Genomic DNA, 12,288 nt, shown 5'->3' on the forward strand with positions numbered 1-12,288 from the left:
TTGATCAATTGAAAGATAAGTTTTTTGAGATTGAGCAACTCACTGCTGAATTGAGCACTATTCACATTGAATTGATCACTTTCCCCACGGAATTGAGCAAATTTAACTTCTTCCCGATTTTTTGAGCGACTCCTCGGGTTAATTGAACAAATTTCCCACCTAATTGAGCACTTTTTACATTGAATTGAGCACTTTCCCCACGGAATTGAGCAAATTCAACTTCTTCCCGATTTTTTGAGCGACTCCTCGGGTTAATTGAGCAAATTTCCCACCTAATTGAGCACTTTTTACATTGAATTGAGCACTTTCCCACGGAATTGAGCAAATTCAACTTCTTCCCGATTTTTTGAGCGACTCCTCGGGTTAATTGAACAAATTTCCCACCTAATTGAGCACTTTTTACATTGAATTGAGCACTTTCCCACGGAATTTTAGCATCTCCCCTCCCTACAAACAAAAAAAGCACAATCCTAATCGGCACCGATTAGGATTGTGCTTTTATCACTTTAAACCGTCTGTTCATTTAACTGTTTAATTAATACATCTTCTAAAATTGCAATCCCTTGATCAATCTCTTCATAGCTTACGTTTAACGGTGGTAATAGTCTTAAGACATTAGGACCTGCTCCACAAAGAAGCAATCCTGCATCTTCAAATTTTGAAATAGTAGGAGCAACTTCTAAACTTCCACAGTCAATCCCAATCAATAAACCTTTTGCACGAACAGTAAGTTTGTCTGCAGGTAATATTTCATTTAGCTTCTGAACGAGATACTCCCCTTTTTCTTTTACTTCATTTAAGAACGTATCTTGAAACACAATATCTAGCACTGTTTGCGATACAGCTACTCCTAACGGATTTCCACCATAAGTCGTACCATGAGAACCAGGGCTAAATGTATCATAAATTTCCGAAGTTCCTAGAACCCCTGCAAATGGGAATCCCCCACCTAATCCTTTTGCCAAAGTTACTAAATCAGGTTTCAATACAGTCTGTTCAAATGCAAAACGAGTTCCAGTACGTCCAATGCCTGTTTGCACTTCATCGATAATTAATAAAATATCGCTTGTAGAACAAATTTCGTGGATGGCTTCTGCAAACTCCTCTGTAATTGGGTTTACCCCGCCTTCACCTTGGACAACTTCTAGCATAATCGCCGCAACTGAATCATCTACAGATTTTTTTAATTGCTCAACATCATTAAAAGGTAAATAAGTGAATTTATCTACTAACGGACCAAAGCCATTATGAATTTTTTCTTGTGCAGTTGCCGACATAGCACCAAATGTACGACCATGGAAGGAATTTTCAAAAGTGATGATATGATTTTTTCCTGTATGCTTTCGTGCCATCTTAATGGCTGCTTCGTTCGCTTCCGCACCACTATTACAGAAAAAAGCATGTGACAAATGTTGATCTTTAACTAATGTTTCTGCAAGCTTTACTTGGCTTGGAATTTCGTACAAGTTACTTGTATGCCAAATTTTCTCGCTTTGTTCTTGTAATGTTTTTACCAATGAAGGATGCGCGTGACCTAAACAAAGTACAGCAATCCCACTAGTAAAATCTAAATAACTTTTTCCGTTACTATCTTTCACAAATGTCCCTTTACCTTCTACTAAGCTAATTGGTCTTCTAGAATAGTTGTTAAAAAGTGCGTTCATTTTACCTTGCTCAACTCCTGAATAGTAATATTTGTCCCTAGTAAACTATCATTTACAATTTGTACAGAAGGAATGCCTGCATTTAGTACTTGAACCGCACCTTGAACTTTCGGGATCATTCCACCATAAATTTGCCCATCTTCAATCCATTTTTCGATATTGGATGGAGTTGCTTGTTGTTGATACTCATCGTTAATACGAATACCCGAAACATCTGTTACTAAAAGTAAACTTTCTGCGTTCATAGCTAGTGCAACTGAACTAGCAACGGTATCGCCATTTATATTCAGTGCCTGACCATCCATCGTCACGCCAACACAAGCTATAACAGGAACAATTCCTTGAGATAGTAGTGTTTGTAATAAGTTTGTATTGACATCAACTACTTCTCCAACATAACCATATTTCTCTTTATTTAAGTAATTTGCGTGAAGTAAAAATTGATCAAATCCACTTAATCCAATAGCGGAAATACCAGCCTTATTTAACTCGTATACTAGTTTTGGATTTACCTGGCTAATCAAAGCAGATTTTACAATATCAATTGCATCTTCACTTGTTACACGAATGCCGTTTATAGTGTGGGAATCTACTTGTTGTTTTGCTAGTTCACGGTTTATCGCAGGGCCACCACCATGTGTAATGATAATATCGTAGCCATCTTCCTGAAACTTTTTAAAATTGGAAAAGAAAGCATTGTTCAAGCCTTCTAAAGTACTTCCACCTAGTTTTATAACAATGCATTTACGAGCGGTATGATGCATTGATTTGGACGTAGTCATAAGTTAAATCGCACCCCCAAGCTAATCCATAACCATTTCCTTGTTCTAAAGAAACTGATATTTTTACTTCATTTGCTTTTAAGATTTGAATTAGTTCCTCTTCTGAAAATGGAACTGGTTCGCCATGCTCAACCATTAAGGCATTGCCAATTTTAATTGAAATTTTATTTGGATCAACAGTTGCTCCACTATATCCTACAGCAGCAATAATTCGACCCCAGTTTGCATCACAGCCAAATACCGCTGTTTTCACTAATGGAGAGCCTACTACTGTTTTAGCAATTTTACGTGCTTCCCCATCTGAAACGGCCCCTTCAACCTCAACTTCTATTAACTTTGTTGCGCCTTCACCATCTCTTGCAATTGATTTTGCTAAGTCTTCGCAAACTGCTTTTAGTACATTATAAAAATTAGACCAATCAGGATGTAATGTTGTTAATGAATCATTCCCCGCTAATCCATTGGCCATTACTAATACTGTATCGTTAGTAGATGTATCACCATCAACAGTAATTGCATTGAACGTAAGATCTGTAATTTCCGATAACGCTTGTTGTAAGACGTGAGATTCAATATTCGCATCTGTTGTAATAAACCCTAGCATTGTCGCCATATTTGGTTCAATCATCCCTGAACCTTTTGCCGTACCAGCAATAAGCACTTCTTTTCCATCAATAATTGTGCTGTATGCTGTGTTCTTCATGACAGTATCTGTTGTTAAAATCGCTTGAGAAAAATCAATGGCATTTTCTAATGAATTACTTAATTCAAGCTTCTCAACCCCAGTACGAACTGGATCCATTTTCATCACTTCTCCAATGACACCTGTAGAAGCAACTCCAATTAAAAATGGCTCAATATCTAACTTTTTCGCTGCTAGTTGTTGCATTTCATAAGCATCAGCAATACCTTGTTTACCTGTACATGCATTTGCATTTCCAGAGTTAACAATGATTGCTTGCATTTTTTTACTGTTGTACACGACTTCTTTTGTTACATTTAGCGGTGCAGCTTGAATTGCATTTGTTGTAAAAACACCCGCTACACTTGCTGGTACTTCACTTACTAAAAGTGCTAAATCTTTCTTTTTATGTTTGATTCCACAGTGTATTCCTGCTGCTTTAAAACCTTTTGGTGATACGATATTTTTACTTGAGAGTCTTTTTAACTCATAACCTACTGTTGTCATATTTTTCCCCCTTAAATGAACAATGGCACTAAATTTAAACCATGTGTTTGTGGTAATCCAAATTGGACATTCATATTTTGAATTGCCTGGCCAGCTGCGCCTTTTACTAAATTGTCAATGACACTTATAATCGTTACACGATTTGTTCTTTCATCTAGTTTTATTGAAATATCACAGAAATTTGAGCCTTTTACTCGGTTTGTTCCAAGCGAAGATGCCCCACTAATTACCCTCACGAATGGATCATTTTTATATGTTTCTACTAAACATTCATTCAGCTGTTTTTCCGTTACCCCAGTAATTGCTGGTGCATATGTAGTAGAAAGTATTCCTCTAGTCATTGGAACGAGGTGAGTATTAAATGTGACTGTTGTATTTACGTCTGTAAATAGTTGAATTGCTTGCTCAATTTCCGGAATATGTTGGTGTTCGTTAATTTTGTATATAGAAAAGTTTTCATTTGTTTCACTGAAATGTGTTGCTTGAGATGGTTTATTCCCCGCTCCAGACACTCCACTTTTCGCATCGATTATTAAATAATTTGGATCTATTAATTTTTCTTTTATTAATGGAAGAATCGATAAAAGCACTGCCGTTGGATAACATCCAGGATTAGCAATGATTTTCGCATCTTTTATTTGCTTTTCATTCCACTCAGTTAGCCCATAAACGCTCTCTTGTAGTAGCTCGAAGGGAGCAGGCTCTTTTTTGTACCACTCTTTATATAATTCAGGTTGTTTTAGTCGATAATCACCTGACAAATCGATTAGTTTTGGACCTGATCCAACTAATGGTGGTAACAATTTACTCGTTACCCCTGATGGAGTACTTGTAAAAACAACGTCAAAAGAAGCTAAAGTATCTTCATCAATCTTTTTAAGTGAATCATCATGAATGGTTAATAAATGGCCAAACCGTGATGAAAAAATTGTTCCCTCATCCGATGATGTAAATAACTCCAATTTTTCTACTTCTGGATGGGTATGTAAAAATCGGATTAATTCCAATCCTCCATATCCAGTTGCACCAATTATTCCAACCTTCATTTCCATTCACTCCTTGTATAAGATATTGTAAGTATAGGACTGTATATTTATTAAGTCAACTGTATTTTTATATATTTTATTTTTTTCTTAATTTTTTGCTCATAGCTATAGATAAGGTCAATTGTATACAAACAAACTAGTTTTTTGTTGATTTGAATACAAAAAAGACGACCATTTGAAGTTTGTGTATACTCTTCACATGTCGTCTTTTTAATGTTTTTGTATAAATATAAGATTTTTTAATATTAGTGCATTTAAATAGAGCATTAAAAGCAATTAGTTCATGAAATTATTTTACATGAATACACAGTTAATATTCTAAATATTTCAAAAATTAATTATTTTTTCGTATTTTCGAGCTTTTTTAAACCTTATTTTTAATATAATGTTAATATCATGTGCAGGTGGTGTTTAGTGATCTATGAATCATTTAAAAAATTATCATTGTATTGAAATGGAGACGAAGCAGGGGAAAGTTTTAATTGAAGGTCCAGTGCCCCCAAATAGGCTTGTACAATACACTCTTCATGAAGATTTAACTTCTTTTAGACCTCCCAAACAACAAAAGAAAGCATTAGTTGAAATCGCTGAATTAGAAGAAGGCCGAATCATTATAATCCGAAATGGAGATTTAATTGTAGGCTATGTGACTTATCTTTATCCAGATCCACTTGAAAGATGGTCTGAAGATAAAATCGACAACATGATTGAGTTGGGTGGAATTGAAGTAGCTCCATTGTATCGAGCTAAAGGTATAGGTAAAAAGCTACTCGAAGTTTCTTTCATGGGAGACGAAATGGAAGACTATTTAGTTATTACTACCGAATATTATTGGCACTGGGATTTAAAAGGAACTGGTTTAAACGTATGGGAATATCGAAAAATGATGGAACGGTTAATGAGTTCAGTCGGCTTTGAACCGTTTGCAACCGATGATCCTGAAATCACTTGCCACCCTGCTAATTGCTTAATGGCTCGTATCGGAAAACGAGTCAATGAAGATACACTAGAACGATTCGATCGATTACGTTTTAAAAAGCGCTATATGTATTAAGTAAGGGGGGATTATGATGATTGTCGAGGAAATTATGAAAACTGATTTAATCACACTAACGCCAAAAAACACTGTACTGGATGCTTTACAACTGATGAAAAATAAGCAGATTCGCCATATACCTATTGTTGATGAAGACAAAAAATTAGTTGGGCTTATTACATCTAATACATTAAAAAATAGATTATCACTAGAGAATATCGAAAATAGAAAACTTAAAAATATTATAGAAGATATTATGATAAAGGATTTAATCACAGCCCACCCTTTAGATTTTGTTGAAGAAATTGCACTAACATTTTATGAAATGAAAATTAGTTGTTTACCTATTGTATCAGGTGGTAAATTAGTCGGTTTAGTTACAGCTTCAGACCTACTATATACATATATCGAATTAACAGGTGCAAACAAACCATCCTCAAAAATTGATATTCGTGTAGAGGATAAACCTGGCATTCTATCTGATATAATGTCTATTTTCAAAAGTCATAACGCAAATATTTTAAGCGTCCTTTTATTTCCTGATTCAAAAGATGAAAAATATAAAATTGTAACAATCCGAGTTCAAATATTAAATCCACTATCAATTATTAACGATTTGAAGAAAGAAAATTTTAATGTTCTTTGGCCAAATCTTCCAGGTGTTACACAATGAAAAAGGCTGTCTTTGTTTATTCACCAGAACAACTCGGATATAAATTTTCAGAATCTCATCCATTTAACCATAAACGTTTAACGTTAACGATGGATTTACTTAAAAAGATTAATGCACTAAATGAGGATCATATCATTCCTGCGCGAATAGCAACTGATGAGGAAATTGCGCTTGCACACGATATAAAATATATCGAAGTCGTCAAGCAAGCAGGAATGGGATTACTGACCCCAGAGCAAACTGTACACTATGGAATTGGTACTGAAGATACGCCAATATTTCCACATATGCATGAAGCAAGTAGCACCCTGGTTGGAGGTACGCTACAAGCAGTGGATGCAGTCATGCAAGGAAAAAGTAGACATGCTCTCAATTTAGGTGGTGGACTTCACCATGGATTTTTTAGTAAGGCATCAGGATTTTGCATTTATAATGATAGTAGCGTAGCGATTCGTTATTTACGGCAAAAATATAATGTTCGAGTTTTATATGTTGATACTGATGCTCATCATGGGGATGGTGTTCAATGGGCGTTTTATGACGATCCGAATGTATGCACATTATCGATCCACGAAACGGGAAGATATCTCTTCCCTGGTACCGGAAATATTACGGAACGTGGTAGCGGAAAAGGTTATGGAACAACATTTAACTTTCCAGTAGATGCATTTACGGAAGATGATAGTTTCTTAATGATTTATGAAAATGCTTTAAAAGAAATCTTTGAATATTTTAAACCTGATGTTGTATTCACTCAAAATGGCGCAGATGCTCACTATTTAGACCCTTTAACTCATCTATGCGGAACAATGAAAATCTATCAAGAAATTCCAAAGCTAGTACATAAATTAGCCCATGAATACTGCGATGGAAAATGGATTGCTGTAGGCGGTGGTGGGTATGATATATGGAGAGTTGTTCCTAGAGCATGGTCATATATTTGGACAGAAATGAATGACCTCCCTGCTCCTTCTGGTCCATTACCTAAAGAATGGATAGAAAAATGGCAAAAGGAATCTCCCGTTCCTTTGTTTCCGAATTGGGAGGATCCAGATCCATTATACAAGCCTATTCCAAGAAAACCAGAGATTGAAGAAAAAAATGCTCAAATGCTCCAGAAAGCCTTGCAAATTATTAAAAATGAGCAATTCAAACAATGATAAAAAAGGATGTCTTATGTTCTAAGTATCACATACTTAGATAAGACATCCTTTCTTTTTCCTCTCAACCTTTAACAGATTGACGGGATTCGATACGGTGTGGCAAAATGACCACTTTTTCTTCAATATTTTCTTTGTTCATGATTTTTGTTAATAAACGCATTGCCACTGCCCCAATATCATATAGAGGGAATGCAACGCTCGTTAACCTTGGACGAACCATTCTTGCTAGTTTAGAATTTTCAAAACTAATGACCTCAATATCATCTGGAACATTTTTACCGTGATCTTGTGCTCCATGAATAATTCCAATTGCTAATTCGTCACTTCCCGCAAAAAATGCAGTTGGTGGATTATCTAATGTACTTAGTGTCTCCCATGCCTCAATTCCACTATCATAAGAACTTTCCTCAGATATTATTAATTGTTCATCAATTTCAATGTTTGCATCTTGTAACGCTTTTTTATATGCTGCTAACTTATATTTTGAGTTAATGGTATAAGCAAGAGGTCCTGATAAAAAGGCAATTCTTTTATGTCCATTGCTAATGAGCAATTGAATCGCTTCATAAGATGCTTGGAAATAATCAATATTAACTGAAGGAACATCATTTGATTCATCAACAGATCCAGCCAGTACGATTGGAACTGGTGCATGTTTCATTAAGTGATGTAACTTATCTGTTACAGCATCACTCATCATAACAATTCCATCAACTTGTTTTCCTAACATAGTATCAAGCAATGTTATTTCTTTTTCTTCGTTTTGGTCCGAATTGGCTAAAATAATGTTGTAATTATACATTGTCGCAATATCTTCAATTCCACGAGCGGCTTCTGCATAAATACTATTTGATATATCAGGAATGATAACTCCTACAGTTGTCGTTTTTTTACTTGCTAACCCTCGCGCAACTGCATTTGGTCTATATTCCAAACGTTCAATTACTTCCAACACTTTTTTCCTAGTTGAAGGTTTAACATTTTGATTTCCGTTCACTACACGTGATACAGTTGCCATTGATACATTTGCTTCACGTGCTACATCATAAATTGTTACAGTCAAAGGATCCGCCTCCTTTTTTATTTATTATTGGTGCTATCATCATACGATATAAGTCTTTTCATTTTCAATGAATAGTATATGAGTTGTAATTATATGGTATCCATTCTAACATAATTCTCAATATATTTTATGACAAGAATGTTAAATTTCTCTTTAGAATTTCAATTTGCTAAAAAATTCACAAATTTGAAATGAATTATCGTTCAAATATAGTAAAACAATTTGCTAAAAAATCCGACCAGCATTCACCGGTCGGATTACAATTATGCTTTAAGTTCATATTCTTTCATGAACCTTTGAAGTTCTGTATAGAATTGGTTGAATTCTTGAATATCCATTTGTTGTTGAGAATCAGATAGTGCCACTGAAGGATCTGGGTGAACTTCTGCCATTACTCCATCTGCTCCAATAGCAATTGCTGCTTTTGCACATGGTAATAGTAAATCACGACGACCAGTGGAATGCGTTACGTCAACAAATACTGGTAAATGTGTTTCTTGTTTTAAAATTGGCACAGCAGAAATGTCTAATGTATTACGGGTAGCTTTTTCATAAGTGCGAATTCCGCGCTCACATAACATAATGTTCTCGTTACCTTTTGACATAATGTACTCTGCAGCATGGATAAATTCGTCAATTGTAGCCGCTAAACCACGTTTTAAAAGTACTGGTTTATTCGTTTCACCAACAGCTTTTAACAATTCAAAGTTCTGCATGTTACGTGCACCAATTTGAATGACATCAACATAATCTAATGCTTCTTCAATATGAGCTGGTGTTACGATTTCTGTTACGACAGCTAAACCGTATTCTTCTGACACTCGTTTTAGGATTTTTAAACCTTCTAACCCTAACCCTTGGAAGTCGTATGGAGAAGTACGTGGTTTGTATGCACCACCACGAATAAATTTAAGACCTTTTGCACTTATAGATTCAGCAACTTTCGCAGTTTGTTCATAAGATTCAACTGAACAAGGACCGAAGATAAATGATGGACCACCTGCTCCAACTGTTTCACCGTTAATATCAATAACAGTATCTTCAGCTTTTTTCTTACGTGAAACAAGTAGTTCTTTCTTTTTATTTGCTTCTAATTGTTTTAGAGATGTCTTAAAGATTTGTTTAAAAATATAGTCAACCGTCATCTGATTTAACGGTCCTTTATTGTGCTCTTTTAATAAATTTAACATATGACGTTCACGTAAAGGATCGTATCGGTTAACACCTTGTTTTTCTTTAATCTTACCGATTTCGTTTACAACTTCAGCTCGCTCATTTACTAATCGTAATATCTCTAAATTTAAATGATCGATTTGTTTACGAAGTGCATCTAAATTTTGCTCGCTCATTTACTTTCTCTCCTCTCCAGTGTACCGAACTCTTTCAGAAGTATGAAATGTATGATACATTTTAGAATAATAATACTATTATAATCAAAATATATTAAGTTGTCACGAAATTTAATTTAGCGATTCAACTCGCTAAAGTGAATTGTGAATTATTAAAAAAAGGAAGCGGTTGCAATGTCTTCAAAACTATTCGCATTAGATATTGGTACACGATCTGTTGTTGGCATTATTTTAGAGGAACAAAATAACAACTTTCACGTTGCAGATATCTACATGAAAGAACATAAAGAACGTGCAATGGTTGATGGACAAATACATAATGTGCTCTACGTAGCCGAACTGATACATACAGTTAAAACCGAATTAGAGAAAAAACATGGTCCACTTACGAAAGTAAGTGTTGCAGCAGCTGGTCGTGCGTTAAAAACCGAACAAGCAAGTGTTACTATAAACATAAAAAATCGTCCTATTTTTACTGAAGAAGATATAAACCGTCTCGAGTTACAAGCAGTTCAACAAGCCCAAGCACAGTTAATTCAACATGAGGTTGAAAATGAGATTAATCATTATTATTGTGTTGGATATTCTGTTCTGTTTTATAAACTTGATGGTGAAGAAATCGGTAGCTTAGTCGATCAACAAGGAGACGAGGCGACTGTTGAAGTTATCGCAACATTTTTACCGCGTGTTGTCGTTGAATCGCTAATCGCCGCATTGAAAAGAGCAAATTTGGAAATGGAAGCTTTAACATTAGAACCAATTGCTGCCATAAATGTGCTCATACCTTCAAGCATGCGTCGCTTAAATGTTGCACTTGTTGATATTGGAGCTGGTACGTCTGATATTGCCATTACTGATGGTGGAACGATTGTAGCTTATGGGATGGTACCAGTCGCTGGTGATGAGATTACTGAAGCATTAAGTGATCATTACCTTTTAGATTTTCCTGTTGCAGAAAATACAAAACGCCAGCTAACTTCAGAATCAACAATTTTCATAGAAGACATATTAGGTTTTGATCAGGAAGTACCACGTGAAGAAGTATTAGATGCTATTCAACCATCCATCCAACATCTAGCTCAATCAATTGGACAAGAAATACTAAGATTGAACAATCAACGCTCTCCAAAAGCCGTTATGTTAGTTGGTGGAGGAAGTTTAACTCCTAATGTGACTACGGAATTATGTAAAGTATTACAACTTCCAGAAAACCGAGTGGCAGTACGTGGGTTAGATGCTATTCAAAATTTAACAAAATCTGATTCTATTTCTAATTCTCCTGAACTTATTACACCAATCGGTATTGCAATTGCTGCGAAATTAGCACCAATTCAATACATGACAGTAACAGTGAATGATACAACAGTACGATTATTTGAAATGAAAGATATGACCGTGACTGACGCATTCTTAGCTGCAAATATACAAGCTAAACAGTTATATGGAAAGCCTGGGAAAGGCATTTCTATAACGATAAATGGTCAGGATATTTTTGTTCCTGGTGAGCATGGAAGTTTAGCAACAATTTACGTAAACGGTGAAGTTGCAACAACAAAAACTGTCATTAGAAATGGAGATCGAATCGAACTTGTAGATGGGAAAAATGGACAAGATGCTACTGCAAAAGTCCAAGACCTTGTTGATAGTGCATTGATAAAAAAAATTAAACTTCAAGGTAAGCCATTTACAGTCCAACCAAAAGTATTATTAAATGGTTTACCAACTACATTAGATAGAAATCTTAAAGATCGGGATGTCCTAGTCATAAATACAATCGATACAATTGAGAATTTATTGAATTTGTATAATAAAAAACTAATCAATCAATTACAACCATTTGTTGTTTATGTTGAGGGAAAACCGTTGTACTTACCTGAATTTACTGCGAAACTTTACATTAATGGAAAGCCAGGAAAACTTCAATATCCTTTTTATGATGGATACACAGTGTCTGTTGAAGAATCTTCATTACCCACTATACAGAACATTGCTGATAAATTAAGTATTGTTTTAGAAGATAGAATAACAGTTATATTCCAAGATGAAGAGTTACTATTAAAAAGAACAATTTACGAAGCACATGTAAATGGAACTGTTTATCAATCAAGTGCAACGATTTTTAGCGGAGCGTCGGTTGAATTTAAACAAAAAGAGCAGAAGCAAAAGTGGATTTTCCAAGATGTATTTCGTTTTTCCAATTGGCAATTACCCTCAGATTTTAAAGGGCAATTTACAATATTAAGAAATGGTCAATCAGCTACTTTTGATACCGAAATTTTTGGTGGCGATCACTTGCAAATACTCTTATCTGAACTTTAATGCT

Annotated in this window: 10 protein-coding genes; 4 read left to right on the plus strand and 6 right to left on the minus strand. The window is 35.0% G+C overall.

Annotated features, from left to right (window positions below):
• Nucleotides 1–506: 506 nt before the first annotated feature.
• Genes CRO45_RS05235 through argC form a run of 4 tightly spaced genes read right to left on the minus strand, consistent with a single transcriptional unit; the run spans nt 507 to nt 4,681 of the window.
• Nucleotides 507–1,664 (minus strand): acetylornithine transaminase, encoded by a 1,158-nt coding sequence (locus tag CRO45_RS05235; protein ID WP_097148578.1) that lies wholly within the window; start codon nt 1,662–1,664, stop codon nt 507–509.
• Nucleotides 1,661–2,446, minus strand: a complete 786-nt coding sequence (argB, locus tag CRO45_RS05240; RefSeq protein WP_097148579.1) for an acetylglutamate kinase — start codon at nt 2,444–2,446, stop codon at nt 1,661–1,663. Before argB ends, CRO45_RS05235 begins: the two co-directional genes overlap by 4 nt.
• Entirely contained in the window at nt 2,409–3,635 is a 1,227-nt protein-coding gene (gene argJ, locus CRO45_RS05245) for a bifunctional ornithine acetyltransferase/N-acetylglutamate synthase (RefSeq protein ID WP_097148580.1), read from the minus strand. The genes argB and argJ overlap by 38 nt, the downstream gene beginning before the upstream one ends.
• 11 nt (nt 3,636–3,646) lie before the next feature.
• On the minus strand, nt 3,647–4,681 hold the full coding sequence (gene argC / locus CRO45_RS05250; RefSeq protein ID WP_097148581.1) for an N-acetyl-gamma-glutamyl-phosphate reductase: 1,035 nt from the start codon (nt 4,679–4,681) through the stop codon (nt 3,647–3,649).
• Nucleotides 4,682–5,102: 421 nt separating this feature from the next.
• Between argC and CRO45_RS05255 the strand changes: the two genes are divergently transcribed.
• The 3 genes from CRO45_RS05255 to CRO45_RS05265 are packed head-to-tail and all read left to right on the plus strand — an operon-like array spanning nt 5,103 to nt 7,550.
• Complete coding sequence (locus CRO45_RS05255; protein ID WP_097148582.1) at nt 5,103–5,735, plus strand: GNAT family N-acetyltransferase; 633 nt, start codon at nt 5,103–5,105, stop codon at nt 5,733–5,735.
• A 16-nt stretch (nt 5,736–5,751) separates the two neighbouring features.
• On the plus strand, nt 5,752–6,390 hold the full coding sequence (locus CRO45_RS05260) for an acetoin utilization AcuB family protein (RefSeq protein WP_097148583.1): 639 nt from the start codon (nt 5,752–5,754) through the stop codon (nt 6,388–6,390).
• On the plus strand, nt 6,387–7,550 hold the full coding sequence (locus tag CRO45_RS05265; RefSeq protein ID WP_097148584.1) for an acetoin utilization protein AcuC: 1,164 nt from the start codon (nt 6,387–6,389) through the stop codon (nt 7,548–7,550). Before CRO45_RS05260 ends, CRO45_RS05265 begins: the two co-directional genes overlap by 4 nt.
• A gap of 64 nt (nt 7,551–7,614) precedes the next feature.
• On the opposite strand, the gene ccpA is transcribed toward CRO45_RS05265, so the two are convergent.
• Complete coding sequence (gene ccpA / locus CRO45_RS05270; RefSeq protein WP_097148585.1) at nt 7,615–8,616, minus strand: catabolite control protein A; 1,002 nt, start codon at nt 8,614–8,616, stop codon at nt 7,615–7,617.
• A gap of 263 nt (nt 8,617–8,879) precedes the next feature.
• Entirely contained in the window at nt 8,880–9,965 is a 1,086-nt protein-coding gene (locus CRO45_RS05275) for a bifunctional 3-deoxy-7-phosphoheptulonate synthase/chorismate mutase (protein ID WP_097148586.1), read from the minus strand.
• A gap of 174 nt (nt 9,966–10,139) precedes the next feature.
• On the opposite strand from CRO45_RS05275, the gene pilM reads away from it, so the two are divergent.
• Nucleotides 10,140–12,284 (plus strand): pilus assembly protein PilM, encoded by a 2,145-nt coding sequence (pilM, locus tag CRO45_RS05280; protein WP_097148587.1) that lies wholly within the window; start codon nt 10,140–10,142, stop codon nt 12,282–12,284.
• The last annotated feature ends 4 nt before the right edge of the window (nt 12,285–12,288 follow it).

Origin of the sequence: Ureibacillus acetophenoni, assembly GCF_900220965.1 — a bacterium.
Classification (GTDB): domain Bacteria; phylum Bacillota; class Bacilli; order Bacillales_A; family Planococcaceae; genus Ureibacillus; species Ureibacillus acetophenoni.

Excerpts from the sequence above, each read along its gene's own strand:
- CRO45_RS05235 (WP_097148578.1), bottom strand. The coding sequence starts at position 1,664 with ATGAACGCACTTTTTAACAACTATTCTAGAAGACCAATTAGCTTAGTA.
- argB (WP_097148579.1), bottom strand. The coding sequence starts at position 2,446 with ATGACTACGTCCAAATCAATGCATCATACCGCTCGTAAATGCATTGTT.
- argJ (WP_097148580.1), bottom strand. The coding sequence starts at position 3,635 with ATGACAACAGTAGGTTATGAGTTAAAAAGACTCTCAAGTAAAAATATC.
- argC (WP_097148581.1), bottom strand. The coding sequence starts at position 4,681 with ATGAAGGTTGGAATAATTGGTGCAACTGGATATGGAGGATTGGAATTA.
- CRO45_RS05255 (WP_097148582.1), top strand. The coding sequence starts at position 5,103 with ATGAATCATTTAAAAAATTATCATTGTATTGAAATGGAGACGAAGCAG.
- CRO45_RS05260 (WP_097148583.1), top strand. The coding sequence starts at position 5,752 with ATGATTGTCGAGGAAATTATGAAAACTGATTTAATCACACTAACGCCA.
- CRO45_RS05265 (WP_097148584.1), top strand. The coding sequence starts at position 6,387 with ATGAAAAAGGCTGTCTTTGTTTATTCACCAGAACAACTCGGATATAAA.
- CRO45_RS05275 (WP_097148586.1), bottom strand. The coding sequence starts at position 9,965 with ATGAGCGAGCAAAATTTAGATGCACTTCGTAAACAAATCGATCATTTA.
- pilM (WP_097148587.1), top strand. The coding sequence starts at position 10,140 with ATGTCTTCAAAACTATTCGCATTAGATATTGGTACACGATCTGTTGTT.